Below are 21,600 nucleotides of genomic sequence, written 5' to 3'. Positions count from 1 at the left end.
GATTGTTTGTGACGTCTCACCGAATCCGGTGGACGGCGAGAGTCGGCTTCGTCCATAGAGCCCTAAACAACGCGGGGAGGGCCGCTCTTGGGACGGGACGTGATCCTGGCAACTCAAGGGTTGACCATGGAATTCAAGGGATTTCGTGCGGTCAACAATGTTGCGCTGCAAGTCGAACGCGGCACGATCCACGCGTTGATCGGCCCCAACGGGGCCGGCAAGACGACCTGTTTCAATCTTCTCACCAAATTCCTGCAGCCCACCGCAGGCTCGATCCGCTATAAGGATCGCGACATCACGGGCCTGAAACCCGCCGACGTGGCGCGTCTTGGGCTCGTCCGGTCGTTCCAGATCTCGGCCGTGTTCCCGCACTTCACGGTGATGGAGAACGTCCGCATCGCCCTCCAACGGCGGCGGCACGGCGATTCGTTCGATTTCTGGCGCGGGGAGAAGATGCTGCGCGCCTTCGATGCCGAGGCCCTGGAACTCGTCGAGGCGGTCGGCCTCTCCGAGTTCGCCAGGACGCTGGCGGTGGAGCTGTCCTACGGCCGCAAGCGCGCCCTGGAGATCGCCACGACCCTGGCCCTCGACCCGGAGATGCTGCTCCTCGACGAGCCGATGGCCGGCATGGGCCACGAGGACGTGGACCGCACCGCGCAGCTGATCCGCCGCGTCGGCAAGGACCGCACCATCCTTATGGTAGAGCACAACCTGTCGGTGGTGGCCTCCCTGTCGGACCGCATCACCGTCCTGGCGCGCGGCCAAGTGCTCGCCGAGGGCGATTACGCCACCGTCTCGAAGGATCCCCGCGTGATCGAGGCTTACATCGGGGCGGGACATGCCTGAGGCGGCCATGAAGGCATCCCCCGCCGCCGCGGCGGCCTCGCTGCTGACCGTGCGCGGCCTCGAAGGCTGGTACGGCGAGAGCCATGTGCTCCACGGCATCGACATCGACGTAAAGGCCGGCGAGGTCATCACGCTGCTCGGCCGCAACGGCGCGGGCAAGACCACGACGCTGCGTGCGATCATCGGCATCCTCGGGCGCCGCACCGGCTCCATCGTCTACGACGGGGTCGAGACCATCGGCATGGCCTCGCGCAAGATCGCCAAGCTCGGCCTCGGCTACGTGCCGGAGGAGCGCGGCATCTTCTCGAGCCTCACGGTGCACGAGAACCTGATGCTGCCGCCCCGGGTTAAGCCCGGCGGCATGACGGTGGCCGAGATTCACACCCTGTTCCCGAACCTCAAGGAGCGGGCGGGCAGCCAGGGCACCAAGTTGTCGGGCGGCGAACAGCAGATGCTCGCCATCGGGCGCATCTTGCGCACGGGCGCGAAGCTGATCCTGCTCGATGAGCCCACCGAAGGACTGGCTCCGGTGATCGTCCAGCAGATCGGCCGCACGATCCAGAAGCTGAAGGCGGACGGCTATACCATCGTCCTCGTCGAGCAGAACTTCCGCTTCGCGCAGACGCTGGCCGACCGTCACTTCGTGATCGAGCAGGGCCGCGTCGTCGATCAGATCGCCAACGCCGATCTTGACGCGAATATCGACAAACTCCACGCCTATCTCGGCGTGTGAGCATCACTGTTCCTACTTCTATTCTCGACCGGCCGATCCGGCCCCAAGGAGTGACACCGATGAACGGACGCTTCCCGCTCGCCGCGCTCGCGGGCGCCTTCCTCGCGGGTGTCGCCATGGTCGCGCCGGCCTCCGCCCAGACCGCCGTGAAGATCGGCATCCTGGGTGACCGCTCGGGCGCCTATTCCGACATCAGCGGCGAAGGCTCGGTGGTCGCCGCCAAGCTCGCGCTGGAGGACTTCAAGCCCGAGGAGAAGGGTCTGAAGGTCGAGATCGTCTCGGCCGACCACCAGAACAAGCCGGATGTCGGCGCGGCCATCGCCCGCCAGTGGTACGACCGCGATCATGTCGACATGATCACCGACGGCGTCACCTCTTCCGTCGCCCTGGCGATCAGCCAGGTGACGAAGGAGAAGAACAAGGTCTTCATCGACACGGGCGCCGGCACCGCCGACCTCACCGGCCCGCAATGCAGCCCGAACACCATCCACTGGGTCTACGACACGGTGGCGCTCGCCAACGGCACCGGCGGCGCGATGGTGAAGCGCGGCGGCAATACGTGGTTCTTCCTCACGGCCGATTACGTCTTCGGCCAGACGCTCCAGCGCGACACCACCAAGGTCATCGACAAGAACGGCGGCAAGGTCGTCGGCTCGGTGAAGACGCCGTTCCCGACTGCCGACTTCTCGTCCTTCCTGCTTCAGGCGCAGAGCTCCGGCGCCAAGGTGATCGGGCTCGCCAACGCAGGCGCCGACACGATCAACTCCATCAAGCAGGCCGGCGAGTTCGGCATCACCGAGGGCGGGCAGGCGCTTGCCGGCCTCCTCGTCTTCTCGTCGGACGTGCATTCCCTCGGCACGAAGGTCGCGCAGGGCCTCGTGCTCACCGAGCCCTTCTACTGGGACCTCAACGATCAGACCCGCGCCTTCTCCGACCGCTTCGCCAAGCAGATGAAGGGTTCGAAGCCGACCTCGAACCATGCCGGCGTCTATTCGGACGTGCTCCACTACCTGAAGGCGGTGGCCGAGATGAAGTCGACCGCCGATGGCGCCGCCACGGTCGCCAAGATGAAGGCGATGCCGACCGACGACCCGCTGTTCGGCAAGGGCGTGGTGCGGGCCGACGGCCGCAAGATCCACGACATGTACCTGTTCGAGGTCAAGAAGCCCGCCGAGTCGAAGGGGGAGTGGGACCTCTACAAGAAGCTCGAGACGATCCCCGGCGATCAGGTCTTCCGCCCGCTGGGCGAGGGCAACTGCCCGCTGGTGAAGGGCTGAGCGTGTAGGCGTCTGGGAGTTTCGGCGATGATGACGATTTTCGGCGTGCCGACCCAGGCGCTGTTCGGCCAGCTCTTGCTGGGGCTGATCAACGGCTCGTTCTACGCGATCCTGTCGCTCGGGCTGGCGATCATCTTCGGCCTGTTGAACATAATCAACTTCGCCCACGGCGCGCTCTACATGATGGGCGCGTTCGTGGCGTGGATGCTGCTCACTTATTTCGGCCTCGGCTATTGGTGGGCGCTCGGGCTGGCGCCCCTCGTCGTCGGCGTGTTCGGCGTGATCCTCGAACGGGTGCTGATCGCACGGCTCTACAAGCTCGATCACCTCTACGGCCTGCTCCTGACCTTCGGCCTCGCGCTCATCATCCAGGGCCTGTTCCGCAACCAGTACGGCGTGTCGGGCCTGCCCTACGCGATCCCCGCCGAACTGTCGGGCGGGCAGCGCCTGCCCTTCATGTTCCTGCCGAACTACCGGGCCTGGGTGGTGGTGGCCTCGCTCACCGTCTGCATCGCGACCTGGCTCATCATCGAGAAGACCAAGCTCGGCGCCTATCTGCGCGCGGCCACCGAGAATCCGACCCTCGTCCAGGCCTTCGGCGTGAACGTGCCGCTGTTCCTGACGCTGACCTATGGGTTCGGCGTGGCGCTCGCGGGCTTTGCCGGGGTGCTCGCCGCGCCGATCTATTCGGTGAACCCGAACATGGGCGCGGACATCATCATCGTGGTCTTCGCGGTGGTGGTGATCGGCGGCATGGGCTCGATCATCGGCTCGGTGATCACCGGCTTTGCCCTCGGCCTCGTCGAGGGCCTGACCAAGGTGTTCTACCCGGAGGCCTCCTCCACCGTGATCTTCGTCATCATGGTGGTGGTGCTGCTCGTCAAACCCGCCGGCCTGTTCGGGCGCACGGCCTGACCGCGAATCGAGGCTCGACACACATGGCCGACACCGCCGCCCTCGACGCCGCCCCGATCGCCGCCTCCCTGCCGGAGAGCCGGGACGACAAGGCGCTTCAGCGCAAGATCTTCATCGGCCTCGCCGTGCTGCTCGTGGCAGCGCCGATGGTGCTCTACCCCGTCTACCTGATGAAGGTACTGTGCTTCGCGCTGTTCGCCTTGGCCTTCAACCTGCTGCTCGGCTACGGCGGCCTGCTCTCCTTCGGCCACGCCGCCTATTTCGGCATGGCGAGCTACCTCTCGGCCTACAGCGCCAAGATGTGGGGGCTGACCCCGGAACTGGCGATCCTCCTCGGCACGGCCACCGCCGCCCTGCTCGGGCTCGTCTTCGGCTCGCTGGCGATCCGGCGGCAGGGCATCTACTTCTCGATGATCACCCTGGCGCTGGCGCAGATGGCGTTCTTCTTCGCCCTGCAGGCGAAGTTCACCGGCGGCGAGGACGGCATCCAGGCGGTGCCGCGCGGCGCCCTGTTTGGGGTGATCCCCCTCGACGACGACCGGGCGATGTATGCCCTCGTCGCGGTGGTCTTCTTCTTCGGGATGCTCGCGATCTACCGCATCATCCACTCGCCCTTCGGGCAGGTGCTGAAGGCGATCCGCGACAACGAGAATCGGGCCGTCTCCCTGGGCTACCGGGTGATCCAGTACAAGCTCGCGGTCTTCGTCCTCTCGGCGACACTGGCCGGGCTCGCGGGCGCCACCAAGGCCATCGTGTTCCAGCTCGCCTCACTCACCGACGTGCACTGGTCGATGTCGGGCGAGGTGGTGCTGATGACGCTGGTGGGCGGCATGGGCACGGTGTTCGGCCCCATCGTCGGCGCGCTGGTGATCGTCACGATGGAAACCTACCTCGCGCAGTTCGGCGCCTGGGTGACGGTGATCCAGGGCTGCGTCTTCGTCCTCTGCGTGCTGCTGTTCCGCGAGGGCGTGGTGGGGCTCATCGCGCGCCGGCTGCGCAAGCCGCTTTAGGAATCCCGTGCAGATCGCCGATCACGTCTTCCTCGTCACCGGAGCGGCCTCCGGCCTCGGGCGCGGCGTCGCCGAACATCTCGCGGCCGAGGGCGCGAAGCTCGTCCTGGCCGATCTCGACCCGCGCGGCAAAGAGGTCGCACAGGCGCTGGGCGCCACCTTCGTCCGCACGGACGTGGCCGACGAGGCGCAGGGGCGCGCCGCCGTCGAGGCCGCCGTCAGCACGCATGGCGGCCTGCACGGCCTCGTCAATTGCGCGGGCATCGTCTCGGGCGGGCGGGTCGTCGGCCGCGACGGGCCGCACGACCTCGACGCCTTCGCCCGCACCGTGCGGGTCAACCTGATCGGCACGTTCAACATGATCCGCCTCGCCGCCCAGGCGATGGCGGCGGGCACGCCCAACAGCGAGGGCGAGCGCGGGGTCATCGTCTCGACCGCCTCCATCGCCGCCTTCGACGGACAGATCGGCCAAGCGGCCTACGCCGCCTCGAAGGGCGGCGTGGCGAGCCTCACCCTGCCGCTGGCGCGGGAACTGGCCCAGCACGGCATCCGCGTCGTCGCCATCGCCCCCGGCGTGTTCGAGACGCCGATGATGGCGGGCCTGCCCGAGCCGGTGCGCGAGGCGCTCGGCCAATCGGTGCCCTTCCCGCCCCGCCTCGGCCGGCCCGTCGAGTTCGCGGGCCTCGTCGCCCATGCCATCGCGAACCCGATGCTCAACGGCGAGGTGATCCGCCTCGACGGCGCCCTGCGCATGGCGCCGCGCTGAGCGTTTCAGTCACGCACGGTCTAGGGCGCCCAACGTCAAAGCAAATGGCCCACGTCGCCAGAAAGCGCCAAGGCCAAGCTTGTGTTGCATTCGAGCATCGAAAAACAATCAGGCGTCTCGGAAGATCAGAATTTCCGGCCGCAGACACAAGACTTCAGCGACGCGGAAACGGCCACGCTACCCTTCGTTAACCAATCGATCCTCATCATACACTCATCAGCCGATGGGTGAAGCGATGTCCCAGGCCCGCACTCGCAGTTTCGACGACCCGACCCTCGATTGCCCGGTGCCACCCGAAACGGTGGGCCGTCTGGCGAGGGCGACACCGGGCGACTTGCCCGATCTCGTGGAAGGCATTCCGGAATCGACGCGGGCGCGGCTCGCCGTCTGGCTCTATGGGCGCAGCCACACCCACGAGATCGGCGTGCGGATCGCCGCCACCTGCGACGGGTCGAGCCTGCGCCGGGCGGGCGGCCTGATCGGCAACGCCCTCTACGACCTCTCCCGCCGGCCCTACGCGGCGCCGACCCACGGCACCCGCAGCCACGGCGCGGCGCGGATCAGCCTCGGCGGGTCGAGCCGCTTCGTCTGACCGCGACGCGGCCCCTGTCGCCCGGCGCGGCCAGGGGGTATTCTGGCGGGACATGTCCGCTCCCGCCGCACCGATCCGCCGCCTCGACCCCGTCCTCGTGGACCGCATCGCGGCGGGCGAGGTGGTCGAGCGCCCGGCCTCGGCTGTCAAGGAACTGGTCGAGAACGCCATCGACGCGGGCGCCCGCGCCATCGAGGTCACGATCGAGAGCGGCGGCCGCCGCCTGATCCGGGTGGTCGATGACGGGCGGGGCATGTCGCCCGACGACCTTGCCCTCGCGGTCGAGCGGCACGCCACCTCGAAACTGCCCGACGGCGACCTCGGCGCCATCGCCACTCTGGGCTTCCGCGGCGAGGCCCTGCCCTCCATCGGCGCGGTCTCGCGCCTGTCGATCACCACCCGCGCCGAGGGGGCCGAAGCCGGGGCGAGCCTCGTGGTCGATGCCGGCCGCAAGGGCGAGGTTGTCCCGGCGGCGGGCGCGCGGGGCACCCGCATCGAAGTCACAGACCTGTTCGCCGCGACCCCGGCCCGTTTGAAGTTCCTGAAATCCGACCGGGCCGAGAACGCGGCCGTGGGCGAGATCGTCCGTCGCCTTGCCGCCGCCCAGCCCGGCATCCGCTTCACCCTGCGCACGGATTCGGGCCAGCCCCTGGTCCTCCCCGCCGAGACGGGGGACGAGGCGCCCCTCCGGCGTCTGGCGGCCGTGCTGGGGCCGGACTTCCCGGCGAACGCCCTGCCGGTCGGCCTGGAGCGCGAGGGCTTCGCCGTCACCGGCCATGTCGGCCTGCCGACCTTCCACCGGGGCGTGGGAAGCCACATCCACCTCGTGGTGAACGGGCGGCCGGTGCGTGACCGATTGCTGCTCGGCGCGGTGCGCGGCGCCTATGCGGACACCCTGGCCTCCGACCGACACCCGGTGCTCGGCCTCGTCATCGCCTGCGCCACCGATCTCGTGGACGTGAACGTCCACCCGGCCAAGACGGAGGTGCGCTTCCGCGAGCCAGGCCTCGTGCGGGCGCTGATCGTGAGCGCGATCCACGATGCCCTGCGCCGGGGCGGCGCACGCTCCGCGACCACCGGGGGCCAGCGGACCCTGGAGGCCCTGCGCCCGACCCTGCCGCGCATGACGGCGCATACGGGCTATTCCGCCCCGAGCCTGTTCCACAGGGCGACCGCGCCGCTGCCGCGCGGCCTGCCCTCCTTCGCAGCCCCCTCCGGCTACAGCACCCCCGCCTACCGGCCGACGCCCGGCCTCGCGGAATCGGTTCAGGCCCTTCTGGAACCGGCGCCCTCACTGCCCCCGCAGGCGGAGGCCGCGCCGGACAACGAGCCGGCCGGGGAGGACCATCCCCTCGGCGCGGCGCGGGCGCAGATCCACGGCACCTACATCCTCGCCCAGACCCGCGATGGGCTCGTGATCGTGGATCAGCACGCCGCGCACGAACGGCTCGTCTACGAGCGGCTGAAGGCGCAGCGGGCGGCAGGCGGCATCGCCCGGCAGGGGCTGCTGATCCCCGACGTGGTGGAGATGGAGCCGGAGGCGGCGGAACGGCTCTGCGCCTGTGCGGCGGATCTGGAACGGCTGGGCCTCAGCCTCGAACCGTTCGGGCCGGGCGCGGTGTTGATCCGGGAGGTGCCGGCGCTGCTCGTCGGCGCCAGCATCCGCGACCTCGTGACGGACATCCTCGATGCGCTGGACGCGAGCGGCCTCGAAGAGGGCGGCGACCCCGCCACCGAGACGGGCCCGCTCGGGCGGCGCCTCGACGCGGTGCTGTCGCGCATGAGCTGCCACGGTTCGGTGCGGGCCGGGCGGCGCCTCAAGCCGGAGGAGATGAACGCCCTGCTGCGCGAGATGGAGGCGACGCCGAATTCCGGCCAATGCAACCACGGCCGCCCGACCTCGGTGGAGCTGAAGCTCGCCGATATCGAGCGGCTGTTCGGGCGGCGGTGAGCCCGCCTACTTCTCGTACTTGATGTAGGCGAAGCGCGGATCGGTCGGGGTGCCTTCGAGCCCCTGTCCTTCCAGGCCCGGCTGCCAGGAGACGACCTCCTCGATCTTCTTGGCCAGGGCGAAATCCTTGTCGGTGATGCCCTTGGCGGCGTGGTTCATCAGCCGCACCTCGACCCAGGCGTAGGAGGCGGTGATGTCGGGGTGGTGCCACGCGGCCTCGGCGAGATGGCCGACCGTGTTGATCACCATCAGCGTGCTTTTCCATCCGGCCGTCTTGTAGGTGCGGCGGATCCACCCGTCCTCAAGCCGCCAGGACGGCAGCTCGGCCTTCAGCCGCGCTTCTACCGCCGCGTCGTCCATCGCGCCCTCACGCCGCTCGGTCATCGTGTTCGCTCCCTGATCCTTGGCGCGCAACGTGCCTGCCCCTTCGGCGCGGTGCAAGGTCGCCCGCCCGCAGGTGGACGCGGCGGGCGGGCCGCCCTATGACCTTTTGGCAATGGCGTCCGCCCGTGGCGGCGCCCAAGGCTGCATGGCCGGGAAAGCCATCGGACCGGAAAAACCGGAGGAGAAACGGCCCATGCTGTCACGGCGCGCCATGCTCGCCGCCGGCCTGCTCGGCGGCCTCGCGGCCCGCGCCGGGCAAGCGAGCGACCTTCCTTCGATCAAGCTCGGCAGCCTGCCCTTCGGCACCTCCACCTGGGAGGCGGCGGTCATCAAGGCGCGGGGCCTCGACACCGCCAACGGCTTCACCCTGGAACCGACCAAGCTCGCCGGCAACGACGCCGCGCGGATCAGCTTCGTCGGCGGTCAGGTCGATACGATCATCGGCGACCTGCTCTGGGCGGCGCGGCTGAGCAACGAGGGCCAGGCCCTGCGCTTCATCCCCTATTCCACCTCCGAGGGCGCCGTGATGGTGCCGAAGGACAGCCCGATCCAGAGCCTGAAGGACCTCGTCGGCAAGAAGTTCGGCGTGGCGGGCGGGCCCCTCGACAAGAATTGGCTGCTGCTCAAGGCCCAGGCCCGCGACGCGGCCGGGATCGACTTGGAGAAGCAGTGCGAGATCGCCTACGGCGCGCCTCCCCTCATCACCCTCAAGCTCGAACAGGGCGCCCTCGACGCGGCGCTGACCTACTGGACCTACTGCGCGCGCCTCGAACCCAAGGGGTTCCGCCGGCTGATCCGTGCCGAGGACATCATGCGCGCGCTGGGCGCGGGCGGCGACGTTGCCCTGATCGGCTACCTGTTCCACGCCACCACCGTGGCCGAGAAGGCGGCGGCGGTGGGCGGGTTCTACCGCGCCTCGCGGGCGGCGAAGGACATGCTGGCCACCGACCCCTCGACCTGGGACATCGTGCGCCCGCTCATGGACGCGAAGGACGACGCGACCTTCGAGACCCTGAAGCGCGAGTTCCTGGCCGGCACCCCGCGCCGGCCGATCTCGGCCGAGCGCACGGATGCCGCCAAGCTCTACGCGGTGCTGTCGCGCCTCGGCGGCGAGCGCCTTGTTGGGGCAGGCAACGGCCTGCCGCAGGACTTCTACTACGACGGCTCCCGCGATGGCTGACACCAGCGTGGTTCCGCCGGCGTGCTGACCCGCATCGTTTCCCTGGTGATCCTCGTCGCCGCATGGCAGGCCGCCGCGTGGGAGGCTCATTCGCGCCTGCTGCCCGCGCCCCTCGCGGTGCTGGACTTCATCGTCGCGGAAGCCAAGCGCGGCGACCTCGCCCACAACATCGGGATCACCCTGCTGCGGGTGGCCATCGCCTTCGCCATCGCCATGGCGCTCGGCATCGCCCTCGGCGTGGCCCTCGGGCGCTCGCGCAAGGCGGACCTCGCCCTCGATACGCCGCTCCTCGTGCTGCTCAACACGCCCGCCCTCGTCATCACCGTGCTGGCCTATGTCTGGGTCGGGCTCACCGAGACGGCGGCGATCCTCGCCGTGGTGCTGAACAAGCTGCCGAACGTCGCCGTCATCGTCCGCGAGGGCGCGCGCAACCTCGATCCCGGCCTGGAAGAGATGGCCCGCGCCTATCGCTTCGACCGCTGGACGTGGATGCGCGACGTGCTCATCCCACAATTGCAGCCCTACATCGTCACGGCGGCGCGGTCTGGGCTGTCGCTCGCCTGGAAGATCGTCCTCGTGGTGGAATTGCTGGGGCGGCCGGACGGGGTCGGCTTCGCGATCAACTTCTACTTCATCCAGAGCACCGACGTGGCCGCCATCATCGGCTACAGCCTCGTCTTCATGGCGGTGATGATCGGGATCGACGTGCTTCTTCTCCAGCGGCTCGAAGCCTATGTCCGACGCTGGCGCTGAGACCGCGCCGGTCCTGCGGGTCGCGGTCGCGGGGAAGACCTACCGGCCGAAGGGCGCCGAGCCCGTCGAGGCTGTGCGCGACCTCGCCTTCACCATCCGCGAAGGCGAGATCGTCTGCCTGATCGGCCCCTCGGGCGCGGGTAAGACGACGACGCTGCGCATCCTGCTGGGCCTCGACACGGATTTCACCGGGGAGGTCGCGGGGGCGGAACAGGCCGGCATGGTGTTCCAGGAGCCGCGCCTGCTGCCCTGGCGCAGCGTCGAGCACAATGTCCGCCTCGGCCTCTCCAAGGCGGAACGGGGTCGCGACCTCGACGCCCTGTTCGAGAGGCTGGGCCTGACGCCCTGGCGGACCCGCTTTCCCGGCGCGCTCTCCCTCGGGATGCAGCGGCGAGTGGCCCTGGCGCGGGCTCTGGCGGGGGGGCCGCGCGTGCTGGTTCTGGACGAGCCCTTCGTCTCGCTCGACGACAACGCGGCGTCGGAACTGCGCGCGCTCGTAGTCGATACGGTCGATGCGGCCGGAATGAGCGTGCTGATGGTAACGCACAACGTCGCCGAGGCCATCGCCATCGCCGACAGGCTGCTGCTCGTCTCCCGCCGCCCGGCGACGCTCGTCGCCGACATCGCCCTCGACCGCCCCCGCCCGCAGCGGGATAGGGCCTGGGCCGACGCGACGCGGACAAGCCTGTCCGCGCGCCACCCCGAGGTGATCGCGGACTGACGGTCAGTTCGCCTTGGCGTCAACGTCCAGCCGGTCGAGCACGGCGGCGGGGGACGGGGCGGTGCCGAGCTCCACGAAGCCGATGCCGGTGGGCTCCTTCGCCTTGGCGCGAATCGTCAGCTTGCCGGGGTTCATCACGAACTGGCCCATGGCCGCGCCGATATTCTTCGCCGCCGGGCCGTTGCCGAGGATCACCGGCACGCCGAGCACGCTCGCGGTGACGTATTCCTTGCGCAATTCGTCGGGCTTGAGGCTCAGCTCCTTCGCCTGCGCGGCGAGGAAGCGCTCGAACAGGCCGCTGTTCTCCACCGTGAGGTCGAGGGTGCGGGCGTTGCCCGAGAAGAGCAGCATCGTCTGCGCCGGCACGCTGCCGGAGAACAGTTCAGGGCCGATGCCGCCGAACAGGGCCGCGAGCTTCACCGTGCCGATATCCTTGCCGGAGAGCGTCACGTCGCGCAGGGCGACGGTGCGCGCGGCATCGTCCCAGGCGGCGTCGGCCGACATGTCGAAGCTCAGATCGCCGTAGCCGTAAGCCGGCAGGGCGCCCACCAGCGGCAGACCGGCGGCCAGGGAGGCTGGAACGTCGAGCCCGGTGAGGGTCAGCCGCGTCGAGGCCGGAGCCCCCTCCACGACCGGACCCGGCCCGAAGACGCCCCGCCGCAGGACGACGCGGTTCACCTTCGCCGGAATCGGCACCAGGGGATCGCCCGCCTTCGCATCCGGTGCGCGGGCCTCGGCCATCCGCGCGCGGGCGGGCTTGGCGCCCTGCGCCATCTTCTCGCGCGGCGTGTCGAGGGCGCCGCGCTTCTGCACCGGGGTTTCCGGCGGCAGATCGACGGTGAGGTCGGTGAGGGTGAACGTGCCGAGCCCGGTGGCGAGGCGCCGGGCCTCGTCGGCGCCGGGCGTGGTGTCGGGCTTCTCGGCGAGGCGGCGCAGTTCCGCGATGACCGGGCCGAGGCTCGTGCCGGTGAGGGTCAGCCGCCCGAGCCGCGTCCGGGTCGCGCCGTTCGCAAGGGAGAACCCCTCGATGCCGACGCCCGCATCGGGGCCGGTGGAGGCGTAGAACAGGCGCTCGATCTCCGCGAGCAGTGGCTCGGCGGTGGAATCGCTGATGCTCACGCCCCTGATGTCGATGCTGCCCACCGTCTGCGCGCTCAGGACGTCGGCAGCGGCCGAGGCCGAGCGGCGCTGCGTCGCGGGATCGTCGAAGCCCCCCGACAGGGCGTCGAGGGTGCCGTTCCAGCCCCCCGGCACCTGGCGGGCGCCGAGGTCGCGGCCTTCGAGCCGCGTGACCTTCACCGTCGTGCCCTTCTCGCTCGAGATGGCGATGTCGGAGAGTTGCAGGCTGCCATAGACCCGCAGCACCGGCCCCTTGCCGTCCCCCGCCTCGGTGGCGAGGCGCCCGAACGCGGCGAGATCCACATCGGTGGCGCGGAAGGCGCCGTAGGTGCCGGCCGCCCCCGGCGCCGCTTTGGTACCCTTGGACGACAGCGTGACACCCGAGGCGGTGAGTTCCCCGATCTTACCCGCGCGGACATCCTTCGCGACCACGTCGCGATAGGTCGCGCTCTGGCGCAGATCGCCGGGGCCGGCGTGTTCCGAATCGACCACCGGGGCGGTCAAGCTCGCCGCGTCGAGGCGGGCGAGGCGCGTCGCCCACGGCTCCGGCCCGTCCGGCTTGAGGATCGCGGCGAGGTCGTCCTTCGAGAGGCGCGTGCCGCTCGCCGTCAGCTTCGGCACCTTCACGACCGTGGCGCCGAAGGGCAGCATCACGTCGGTGAGGGTCACGTCCTGGACGGCGGCGGCGCCTTCCTGCGCAACCCCCGGCTGCGGGACGACGAGGCCGACCGCCAGCGCGGCAGCGCAGGCCGCAAGAGCCGACCGAAGACGGCGAGCCGCCGGAAAGGTCATGGACAGGTCCGATTTACCGAAGCACGGGCGCGCCTCATCGGGTGGCGCGTTTCACGACGCGACACAATCCCGCGATGGTGGCGTGAGCGTGGCGGACGGGACCTGTCACCCGCCCGCAACGCCGCAAGCCTCGGTTAAAGGGAGAACGAAGTACCGCAACCGCAAGATGCGGTGGCCAACGGGTTCTCGATCTTGAAGGACTGGCCGATCAGATCGTTCACGAAGTCGATCGTCGAGCCGGCCATGTACTGCACCGAGACCGGATCCACGACCACCGTCGCGCCATCGCGCTCGATGGCGATGTCCTGGTCCTGCCGGTCGCGGGCGATGTCGAAGGAATAGGAGAAGCCGGAACAGCCGCCGCCGTTCACGCTGATGCGGAGCAGCGATCCGGGCGGCTCGCCACCCATGATCTCGTTGATGCGCTTGGCGGCGCGGGGCGTCAGGATAATCTCGGACATCGGTTCAGCCACAGGCATTTCCGCGGCGGCGCGGGACGGCGATTGCCCTGCGCCCTCGGACCACCAAGATATGAGCCTCGGGTCCGTGCTGCAATGCGGGCGGATGAGGAGCGACCGTGCAGGATACGAGACGGCCCAACGGCGAGCGGTGGCGCGCGCCCTACGCGACGGATCCGGCTGCGACGCGGGGCCGGCTCATCCCCGAGCCGGGTTCGCCCACCCGCAGCGATTTCCAGCGCGACCGCGACCGGATCATCCATTCCACCGCCTTCCGGCGGCTGAAGCACAAGACGCAGGTCTTCGTGCATCACGAGGGCGACCATTACCGCACGCGGCTGACCCATTCCCTCGAAGTGTCGCAGATCGCCCGCGCGCTCGCCCGAGCGCTGGGGCTCGACGAGGATCTGGCGGAGGCGCTCGCCCTATCGCACGACCTCGGCCACACCTGCTTCGGCCATACCGGCGAGGATGCGCTCGACGCCTGCATGGCGCCGTTCGGCGGGTTCGACCACAACGCCCAGACCCTGCGGATCGTGACCCGGCTTGAGCGCCGCTATGCCGGCTTCGATGGGCTCAACCTCACCTGGGAGACCCTGGAAGGGCTCGTAAAGCACAACGGCCCCCTCCTTACCGCCGAGGGTCGACCGACCCCGCGCTACGCCGAACGCGGCATCCCGGCAGCGATCCTCGAATACGACGCGGTGAATCCCCTCGACATCGCTCTCCATGCCGGGCCGGAGGCGCAGGCCGCCGCGTTGGCCGACGACATCGCCTATGCCGCGCACGATCTCGATGACGGGCTGCGCGCCGGCCTGTTCGACCTCGGCGACCTCCACGCCGTCCCGTTCCTCGCGGGTCTGCTCGACGAGATCGCCACACTGCATCCGGGCCTGGAATCGGCGCGGGTGGTCCACGAACTGGCCCGGCGGGTCATCACCCGCTTCGTGGAGGACGTGATCCGCGAGAGCGAGCGGCGGATCGCGGCCCTGAACCCCAAGATCGTCGCCGACATCCACGCCGCCGGCGCGCCGGTCGTCGCCTTCTCCCCCGCCATCGAGGCAGCGGATGCGGAGGTGATGCGCTTCCTCTGGAAGCGAATGTACCGCGACCCCGGCGTGATGGCCGTGCGCGAGCAGGCCGCCTCCATAGTCTCGGACCTGTTCACCGCCTTCAAGGCCGACCCGTCGCGCATGCCGCCGGAATGGAGCGCCGATCTCGCGCAGGCCTCCGAGCCACGGATCGCGCGCCGCATCGCGGACTATATCGCGGGCATGACCGACACCTACGCCGTGCTCGCCCATCGCAAGCTGTTCGAGGCCACGCCGGAGTTGGAGCGCTCCCCGCCGAGCCGGGGCCTGCCCCTCGCGGAACCCTGAGCGAGACAAGCGCCGACCCCGCCCCGCTTCACGGCAGGGCGGGGATGGTGTAGCGCGATCCGTTCCCCGAAAGCCTTTTGCACCGACCCATGCCGTCTGCCACGCCGAGCCGCATCGACACCGCCTTCGCGAAGGCCCGCTCCGAAAGCCGTGCGGTGCTCGTCACCTACATCATGGGTGGCGATCCCGACCCGGAGACCTCGCTGGAGGTCCTGCGGGCACTGCCCGGCGCGGGGGCGGACATCCTCGAATTCGGCATGCCCTTCACCGATCCCATGGCCGACGGGCCGGCGATCCAGGCCGCGGGCCTACGCGCCCTGAAGGCCGGGCAGGACGTGGCGAAGACGCTGGGTCTCGTCCGCCGCTTCCGCGCCGAGAACGACACCACGCCGATCGTGCTGATGGGCTACTACAACCCGATCCACACCTACGGGGTGGATCGGTTCCTCGCCGATGCGGTCGAAGCCGGGATCGATGGGCTGATCGTGGTCGATTGCCCGCCGGAGGAGGATTCCGAACTCTGCCTGCCGGCGCTGGCGAAGGGCATCGCCTTCATCCGGCTGGCCACCCCCACCACCGACGAGCGCCGCCTGCCGGCCGTGCTCGCGAACACGGCGGGTTTCGTCTACTATGTGTCGATCACCGGCATCACCGGCACGGCGACCCCCGATTTCGGGCGGGTCGCCGAGGCGGTGGGGCGGATCCGCAGGCACACGAATCTGCCGGTGGTGGTCGGCTTCGGCGTGAAGTCCGGCGCCCACGCGGCCGCCATCGCCAAGGGCGCGGACGGGGTCGTCGTCGGGTCGGCCCTGGTCGATGCGCTGCACCGCTCCCTCGACGGCGAGGGCCGCGCCGGACCCGGCACGGTCGAGGCCGTCACCTCCCTGGTGCGCGAACTGGCCGAGGGCGTCCGCTCCGCCGGCCGCAGCGCCTGAACCCTCTTCCCGCATCGAACGACACGGGCGTTTCAGCATGGTCGAACCGATGAACTGGATCTCGGAGGTCGTGCGCCCCCGGATCAAGACGCTGTTCAAGCGCGAGACCCCGGAGAACCTCTGGGTCAAGTGCCCCGACACCGGCCAGATGGTCTTCCACAAGGAGGTGGAGGCCAATCACTGGGTCATTCCCGGCTCCGAGCATCATCTCAAGATGAGCGCCACGGCGCGCCTCAAGATGATGTTCGACGGCGGCACGTGGATCGACGTCGCCCTCCCCGATGTGCCGACCGATCCGCTCAAGTTCCGCGACGAAAAGCGTTACGTCGACCGCCTGAAGGACGCCCGCAGCAAGACCGGCCTGCAGGACGCCTTCAAGATCGGCTTCGGCCGGGTCGGCAGCATCCCGATGACGCTGGCCGTGCAGGAATTCGGCTTCATGGCCGGCTCGCTCGGCATGGCGGCGGGAGAGGCCTTCGTGCGTGGCGCCGAGAAGGCCGTCGAGAAGAAGACCCCCTACGTCCTGTTCTCCGCCTCCGGCGGCGCGCGGATGCAGGAGGGCATCCTCTCGCTCATGCAGATGCCTCGCACCACCGTGGCGGTGCGCCGCCTGCGCGACGCGCGCCTACCCTACATCGTGGTGCTCACCAACCCGACCACGGGCGGTGTCACCGCCTCCTACGCGATGCTGGGTGATGTCCACCTCGCCGAGCCGGGGGCGCTGATCTGCTTCGCCGGCCCGCGCGTGATCGAGCAGACGATTCGCGAAAAGCTGCCGGACGGCTTCCAGCGGGCCGAGTACCTGCGCGACCACGGCATGGTGGATCAGGTGGTGCACCGGCACCAGTTGAAGGACACGATCACCCGCCTCTGCGGCCTGCTGATGAACCTGCCCGCCGCGCAGGCCGAGCCGGCTTCCGAACCCGCCTCTGAAATGGCCTGAGGGCCGATGGATTCCTCCGACGCCCTCCTGGCGCGCTTCCTGGCGCTGCACCCTCGCACCATCGATCTGTCCCTCGGGCGGATCGAGCGGTTGCTCGCGCGGCTGAACCACCCGGAGCGGCGCCTGCCGCCGGTGATCCACGTCGCCGGCACCAACGGCAAGGGCTCGACCATCGCCTTCATGCGGGCGATTCTTGAGGCCGGGGGGCTCGCGGCCCACGTCTACACCTCGCCGCATCTGGTGCGGTTCCACGAGCGCATCCGCCTCGGCGCCATCGGCGGCGGGCGGTTCGTGGACGAGGAGACCCTGGCCGACGCGTTCTCCCGCTGCGAGGCCGCCAACGCGGGTGAGCCGATCACCGTCTTCGAGATCACCACCGCCGCCGCGCTGCTGCTCTTCTCCGAGCACCCGGCCGACGTGCTGCTGCTGGAAGTCGGCCTCGGAGGGCGGGTGGACGCCACCAACGTCATCGACCAGCCCGCCTGCGCGGTGGTGACGCCCATCGGCCGTGACCACGCGGAATATCTTGGGGATACGGTGGAATCGGTCGCCACCGAGAAGGCCGGCATCTTCAAGCGCGGCTGCCCGGCGGTGATCGCGGCCCAGGATTACGCCGAGGCCGATACGGTACTCTGCCGGCAGGCCGAGCGCGTCGGGGCCGACCCGATCATCATCGGCAACCAGGATTTCTCCGTCCACGAGGAGCGCGGGCGGCTCGTCTATCAGGACGAGACCGACCTGTTCGACCTGCCGAGGCCGAAGCTCGCGGGCCGGCACCAGCTCGTGAACGCTAGCACCGCCATCGCGGCCCTTCGCGCGGCCGGGTTCGGCGACATCGGCACCGTTGCCCTGGAGCGCGGCCTGACGGGCGTCGAATGGCCGGGCCGGCTACAGCGCCTCGGCAAGGGGCGCCTCGCCGCCCTCGTCCCCAGCAGCGCGGAACTCTGGCTCGACGGCGGGCACAACATGGATGGCGGGCGCATCCTCGCCGCCGCCATGGGCGATCTCGGCGAGCGCAGCGACGCGCCCCTCGTGCTGATCGTCGGGCTGCTCGGCACCAAGGACGCCGACGGCTTCCTGCGCCATTTCGTCGGGCTCGCCCGCGCGCTGATCGCCGTGCCGATCTCCGGTCAGGTCGCCGCCCGTCCGCCGGAGGAGGTCGCCGAAATCGCCGAGCGCGCCGGCCTGTCGTCGCGGATCGCCCCGAGCGTCGAGGCGGCACTGTCGGCGGTCGGCGACATTGCCTTCGAACGGGCGCCGCGCATCCTCATCTGCGGCTCGCTCTACCTTGCGGGGCAGGTGCTGGCGGCGAACGGCACGCCGCCGACCTGAACCGGACTTAGCCGGCGGCGCGCATCTCCGGCAGCGCCTCGGCGCTCCAGGCGCGCACATGCGCGTCGATCGCCAGCGCCTCTTCGACATCCGCCGGAGCGTGCCGGTAGACCGGCGCGAAATGCGTGCAGGCCCGCTCCACGAGTTCGGCGATGCCGTAGAAGCCGATGCGGCTGGCGATGAAGGCGGCCACCGCCACCTCGTTCGCGGCATTCATCACGGTTGGCGCGGCGCCCCCGTCGGCCATGGCGGCGCGGGCGATCCGCAGGCAGGGGAAGCGCTCCTCGTCCGCCGCCTCGAAGGTCAGGGCGCCGAGCTTCACGAGGTCGAGGGGCCGCCCGCGCTCGATGCTGAGCCGGTCGCCGAGGCCGAGGCAATGCGAGATCGGCACGCGCATGTCCGGCAGGGCCAGTTCCGCCGTCACTGCCCCGTCGATCCAGTAGACCATCCCGTGGATGACCGATTGCGGATGCACCACCACGTCGAGCCGTTCCGGCTCGATGCCGAAGAGGTGGTGCGCCTCGATCAGTTCCAGCCCCTTGTTCATCAGGGAGGCGGAATCGATGTTGATCTTCATGCCCATCGACCAGGTCGGATGGGCGGCGGCCTCGGCGGGCGTCGCGGCGGCAATGCGCTCCCGCGTCCAGGTGCGGAACGGGCCGCCGGACGCGGTGATCATCAGCGTGCGCACGTCGTCCAGGGGCCGCCCGTGCAGGGCCTGCGCGAGGGCGTCGTGCTCGGAATCCATCGGCCAGATGGTGGCGCCGTAGCGCTTGGCGTCGCGCATGAAGGCGTCGCCCGCGCAGACCAAGCTCTCCTTGTTGGCGAGCGCCACCGTGCGCCCGAGGCGCAGGGCGGCGTGCGTCGGCTTGAGGCCGGCGGCTCCGCTCACCGCCGCGACCACGATGTCGGCATCGCGCGCGACGGCCTCCATCACGGCCCCCTCCCCCGCGCCGTTGGCGATGCCGGAGCCCGACAGTGCCTCGGCGAGCGCCGGGCCAGCGGCCGGGTCGGCGAGCGCCGCGAAGCTCGCGTTCAGCTCGCGGGCGACCTTGGCCAGGGCCGCCGCGTCGCGACCGCCCACCACCGCGCCGGTGCGGAAGCGGTCGGGATGCTGCGTCAGCAGGTCGGCGGTGGAACGGCCGATGGAGCCGGTGGCCCCGAGGACGGTGACGGTCTGCGTCACGGGCGGAACTCCTGAGATATTAGCCGATCAGGCCATACCCGCGCAGGGCGAGATAGAGTCCCGCCAGCACGGCCACGGCGAAAAACCCGTCGAGCCGGTCCATCACCCCGCCATGGCCGGGGATGATGCGGCTCGAATCCTTCACGCCGTGGCGGCGCTTCAGCCACGATTCGTAGAGGTCGCCCGCCTGGGACAGGATGGAGGCCAACGCACTCACGCCCGCCACCACCGGCAGGGAGGCGCCGCGCGGCAGGGCCATTCCCATCAGGTCCGCGCCGACGGCGACCAGCGTCCCGGCGGCGACGGCGCCGAGGAGGCCGCCCAGTGCGCCGGACCACGTCTTGTTGGGCGAGACCCGCCGCATCAGCTTCGGCCCGCCGAGGCGACGCCCGACGAAATAGGCGGTGATGTCGGTCGCCCAGACCACGGCGAACATCCAGATCGGCCCGATCAGCGCCAGGGTGGCGTCGTCCCGCAGGGCGGTCGGCACCGCAGCGATCACGCCCGCGCAGAGGAGACCGATCAGCGCCCTCGCCCGCCCCGCGCCGGTGCGCGCCACGGTGGCGCAGGCCGCCGCCCCAAGGACGAGGATCGCGGCGCAGGCGACAGAAGGGGCGTTTTGCTGGAGGGCGAGGACCATCGCGGCGAGGGTCGCGGCGCCCAGCGCGATCAGCACCTCGCGCGGCTCGACGCGGCTCATGACGATCCATTCGCCGTATCCGGCGATGCCGGCCACGAGCCACACGGCCGCGAAAGCCCATCCGCCCTGGATCAGTGCCGCGATGACGGCGGCCCCCAGGACGATACCCGAGGCGACGCGCAGCCACAATTCCCGGCGCGAGCGGCGCGCGGGAGCGAGGGGCGCGGCCGAAACCGCCTCGGCCGGGACCACGGTCACGCCGGCCTCAGACCTGCATGATTTCCTTTTCCTTCGACGACAGCACGCCGTCGATCTCGGCGATGTGGGAATCCGTGACCTTCTGGACGTCGCCGGCCTGACGCTTCTCGTCGTCCTCGGAGATGGCGCTGTCTTTCAGGAGCTTCTTCAGGTGGTCGAGCCCGTCGCGGCGGACGTGGCGCACGGCGACGCGGGCCTCCTCCGCATACTTGTGCGCTACCTTCACCATCTCCTTGCGGCGCTGCTCGTTCATCTCGGGGATGCGCAGGCGGATCGTCTGGCCTTCCGTCTGCGGGTTGAGGCCGAGGTCGGATTCGCGGATCGCCTTCTCGACGGCGGTGACCATGCTGCGGTCCCAGACCGAGATGGACAGGAGGCGCGGCTCCGGCACGCTCACCGTCGCCACCTGAGACATCGGCATCATCGAACCGTAGGCATCGACCTGGATCGGATCGACCAGACCCGGCGTAGCCCGGCCGGTGCGCAGGGAGCCGAGATCCTTCGAGAGGGACGAGACGGCGCCCTGCATACGGCGCTTGATGTCGTTGAGATCGAATTCCGGAGTGGCCATGGCGTCAGGTCCCTACGGGCATGGTGGAAAGGGGGCGCAGCGCAGGGCGCGCGATCGCGGCCTCAATGGACGAATTTTTTCTCGCCCGCAAACGCCGGGTTGCAGCATCCCCAGTGTTAGGGGACCACATGGGTCGAGGGGGCGTCGCCCGACAGGATCGCGGCGATGGAACTCGGCGCGTGGACCGAGCCGACCACGATCGACAGCCGACTCTCGCGGGCAAGCGCGAAGGCGGCGGTGTCCATCACCTTCAGGTCGCGGGCAATGGCTTCGTCATGGGTGATGCGGTCGTAACGGACGGCGTTGGGGTCCTTCTTCGGATCGGCCGAATAGACTCCATCCACCTGCGTCGCCTTCAGCACGGCATCGCAGCGCAGCTCGGCGGCGCGCAGGACGGCGGCGGTGTCGGTGGTGAAATACGGGTTGCCGGTGCCGCCCGCGAGGACCACCACCTGCCCCTTGTCGAGGTGGTGCAGCGCCGGCTGGCGAGCATAGGTCTCACAGATCGTCGGCATCGACACGGCCGACATCGTCCGCGCCTGCACGCCCGCCGCGTTAAGGGCGGTCTCGATGGCCAGCGAGTTCATCACCGTCGCCATCATGCCCAGCGAATCGCCGGTCGCCCGGTCGATCCAGCCGGCGGCCGAGATGCGGGCGCCGCGGATCATGTTGCCGCCGCCGACGACGATGGCGATCTCCAGCCCCTTCTCGATGGACCGGGAGATGTCCTCGGCCAAAGCGGCCAGGGTCGGGGGATGCAGCCAATAGCCGTCAGGGGCTGCCAGGGCTTCGCCGGAGAGCTTCACGAGCACACGACGAAAGGGCGTCGATGCGGGCATCTGGAGTCCTCGTGACAGCC

General features: G+C 69.8%; 22 protein-coding genes. 15 read left to right on the top strand and 7 right to left on the bottom strand.

Annotated elements, in window-relative coordinates:
• Positions 1 to 126 precede the first annotated feature (126 nt).
• From MKK52_RS01755 to mutL, 8 genes are all read left to right on the top strand, one after another.
• Positions 127 to 846: an ABC transporter ATP-binding protein gene (locus tag MKK52_RS01755; protein WP_409564601.1), complete on the top strand. Its 720-nt coding sequence runs from the start codon at positions 127 to 129 to the stop codon at positions 844 to 846.
• Entirely contained in the window at positions 839 to 1,579 is a 741-nt protein-coding gene (locus MKK52_RS01750) for an ABC transporter ATP-binding protein (RefSeq protein WP_243952028.1), read from the top strand. Before MKK52_RS01755 ends, MKK52_RS01750 begins: the two co-directional genes overlap by 8 nt.
• Before the next feature lie 59 nt (positions 1,580 to 1,638).
• Positions 1,639 to 2,856 carry an ABC transporter substrate-binding protein gene (locus MKK52_RS01745; RefSeq protein WP_409564600.1) on the top strand — a complete coding sequence of 406 codons (1,218 nt, stop codon included), beginning with the start codon at positions 1,639 to 1,641 and terminating at the stop codon, positions 2,854 to 2,856.
• A 27-nt stretch (positions 2,857 to 2,883) separates the two neighbouring features.
• Positions 2,884 to 3,771 carry a branched-chain amino acid ABC transporter permease gene (locus MKK52_RS01740; RefSeq protein WP_243952027.1) on the top strand — a complete coding sequence of 296 codons (888 nt, stop codon included), beginning with the start codon at positions 2,884 to 2,886 and terminating at the stop codon, positions 3,769 to 3,771.
• Positions 3,772 to 3,794: 23 nt separating this feature from the next.
• Complete coding sequence (locus MKK52_RS01735; protein WP_243952026.1) at positions 3,795 to 4,781, top strand: branched-chain amino acid ABC transporter permease; 987 nt, start codon at positions 3,795 to 3,797, stop codon at positions 4,779 to 4,781.
• Positions 4,782 to 4,788: 7 nt separating this feature from the next.
• Entirely contained in the window at positions 4,789 to 5,547 is a 759-nt protein-coding gene (locus MKK52_RS01730; protein WP_243952025.1) for an SDR family NAD(P)-dependent oxidoreductase, read from the top strand.
• A gap of 235 nt (positions 5,548 to 5,782) precedes the next feature.
• Positions 5,783 to 6,139, top strand: a complete 357-nt coding sequence (locus MKK52_RS01725; RefSeq protein WP_243952024.1) for a hypothetical protein — start codon at positions 5,783 to 5,785, stop codon at positions 6,137 to 6,139.
• A gap of 52 nt (positions 6,140 to 6,191) precedes the next feature.
• Positions 6,192 to 8,090: a DNA mismatch repair endonuclease MutL gene (gene mutL, locus MKK52_RS01720; protein WP_243952023.1), complete on the top strand. Its 1,899-nt coding sequence runs from the start codon at positions 6,192 to 6,194 to the stop codon at positions 8,088 to 8,090.
• Between the two features lie 6 nt (positions 8,091 to 8,096).
• Here mutL and MKK52_RS01715 read toward each other — a convergent pair whose 3' ends face one another.
• A complete protein-coding gene (locus MKK52_RS01715) occupies positions 8,097 to 8,474 on the bottom strand; it encodes a 4a-hydroxytetrahydrobiopterin dehydratase (protein ID WP_243952022.1) in 378 nt (125 codons plus the stop codon).
• Positions 8,475 to 8,667: 193 nt separating this feature from the next.
• Between MKK52_RS01715 and MKK52_RS01710 the strand changes: the two genes are divergently transcribed.
• From MKK52_RS01710 to MKK52_RS01700, 3 genes are read left to right on the top strand one after another with little or no spacing between them, the layout of a single operon-like run.
• Positions 8,668 to 9,654: an ABC transporter substrate-binding protein gene (locus tag MKK52_RS01710; protein ID WP_243952021.1), complete on the top strand. Its 987-nt coding sequence runs from the start codon at positions 8,668 to 8,670 to the stop codon at positions 9,652 to 9,654.
• Positions 9,655 to 9,675: 21 nt separating this feature from the next.
• Positions 9,676 to 10,407, top strand: coding sequence for an ABC transporter permease (locus MKK52_RS01705; RefSeq protein ID WP_243952020.1), 732 nt, complete (start codon positions 9,676 to 9,678; stop codon positions 10,405 to 10,407).
• Positions 10,388 to 11,128 carry an ABC transporter ATP-binding protein gene (locus MKK52_RS01700; protein WP_243952019.1) on the top strand — a complete coding sequence of 247 codons (741 nt, stop codon included), beginning with the start codon at positions 10,388 to 10,390 and terminating at the stop codon, positions 11,126 to 11,128. Before MKK52_RS01705 ends, MKK52_RS01700 begins: the two co-directional genes overlap by 20 nt.
• Positions 11,129 to 11,131: 3 nt before the next feature.
• On the opposite strand, the gene MKK52_RS01695 is transcribed toward MKK52_RS01700, so the two are convergent.
• Complete coding sequence (locus MKK52_RS01695) at positions 11,132 to 13,039, bottom strand: hypothetical protein (RefSeq protein WP_243952018.1); 1,908 nt, start codon at positions 13,037 to 13,039, stop codon at positions 11,132 to 11,134.
• Between the two features lie 134 nt (positions 13,040 to 13,173).
• Positions 13,174 to 13,500 (bottom strand): HesB/IscA family protein, encoded by a 327-nt coding sequence (locus MKK52_RS01690; RefSeq protein ID WP_243952017.1) that lies wholly within the window; start codon positions 13,498 to 13,500, stop codon positions 13,174 to 13,176.
• A gap of 116 nt (positions 13,501 to 13,616) precedes the next feature.
• Here MKK52_RS01690 and MKK52_RS01685 point away from each other — a divergent pair, with 116 nt between their 5' ends.
• The 4 genes from MKK52_RS01685 (at position 13,617) to MKK52_RS01670 (ending at position 18,086) form a co-directional block, all read left to right on the top strand.
• On the top strand, positions 13,617 to 14,876 hold the full coding sequence (locus tag MKK52_RS01685) for a deoxyguanosinetriphosphate triphosphohydrolase (RefSeq protein ID WP_243952016.1): 1,260 nt from the start codon (positions 13,617 to 13,619) through the stop codon (positions 14,874 to 14,876).
• An 89-nt stretch (positions 14,877 to 14,965) separates the two neighbouring features.
• Positions 14,966 to 15,811: a tryptophan synthase subunit alpha gene (gene trpA, locus MKK52_RS01680; RefSeq protein WP_243952015.1), complete on the top strand. Its 846-nt coding sequence runs from the start codon at positions 14,966 to 14,968 to the stop codon at positions 15,809 to 15,811.
• A gap of 37 nt (positions 15,812 to 15,848) precedes the next feature.
• Positions 15,849 to 16,754: an acetyl-CoA carboxylase, carboxyltransferase subunit beta gene (gene accD / locus MKK52_RS01675; RefSeq protein WP_243952014.1), complete on the top strand. Its 906-nt coding sequence runs from the start codon at positions 15,849 to 15,851 to the stop codon at positions 16,752 to 16,754.
• Between the two features lie 6 nt (positions 16,755 to 16,760).
• The gene (locus MKK52_RS01670; protein WP_243952013.1) at positions 16,761 to 18,086 is read left to right on the top strand and encodes a bifunctional folylpolyglutamate synthase/dihydrofolate synthase; all 1,326 of its coding nucleotides are present in this window, start codon (positions 16,761 to 16,763) and stop codon (positions 18,084 to 18,086) included.
• 7 nt (positions 18,087 to 18,093) lie between these two features.
• Here MKK52_RS01670 and dxr read toward each other — a convergent pair whose 3' ends face one another.
• The 4 genes from dxr to pyrH form a co-directional block, all read right to left on the bottom strand.
• Positions 18,094 to 19,272: a 1-deoxy-D-xylulose-5-phosphate reductoisomerase gene (gene dxr, locus MKK52_RS01665; RefSeq protein ID WP_243952012.1), complete on the bottom strand. Its 1,179-nt coding sequence runs from the start codon at positions 19,270 to 19,272 to the stop codon at positions 18,094 to 18,096.
• Between the two features lie 19 nt (positions 19,273 to 19,291).
• A complete protein-coding gene (locus tag MKK52_RS01660; protein ID WP_243952073.1) occupies positions 19,292 to 20,164 on the bottom strand; it encodes a phosphatidate cytidylyltransferase in 873 nt (290 codons plus the stop codon).
• Between the two features lie 13 nt (positions 20,165 to 20,177).
• On the bottom strand, positions 20,178 to 20,741 hold the full coding sequence (gene frr, locus MKK52_RS01655; protein WP_243952011.1) for a ribosome recycling factor: 564 nt from the start codon (positions 20,739 to 20,741) through the stop codon (positions 20,178 to 20,180).
• 116 nt (positions 20,742 to 20,857) lie between these two features.
• On the bottom strand, positions 20,858 to 21,580 hold the full coding sequence (gene pyrH / locus MKK52_RS01650) for a UMP kinase (protein ID WP_243952010.1): 723 nt from the start codon (positions 21,578 to 21,580) through the stop codon (positions 20,858 to 20,860).
• Positions 21,581 to 21,600: the final 20 nt, after the last annotated feature.

Origin of the sequence: Methylobacterium sp. J-067 (assembly GCF_022829465.1) — a bacterium.
Classification (GTDB): domain Bacteria; phylum Pseudomonadota; class Alphaproteobacteria; order Rhizobiales; family Beijerinckiaceae; genus Methylobacterium; species Methylobacterium litchii.
This window is presented reverse-complemented; position numbering and strand designations above follow the sequence as displayed.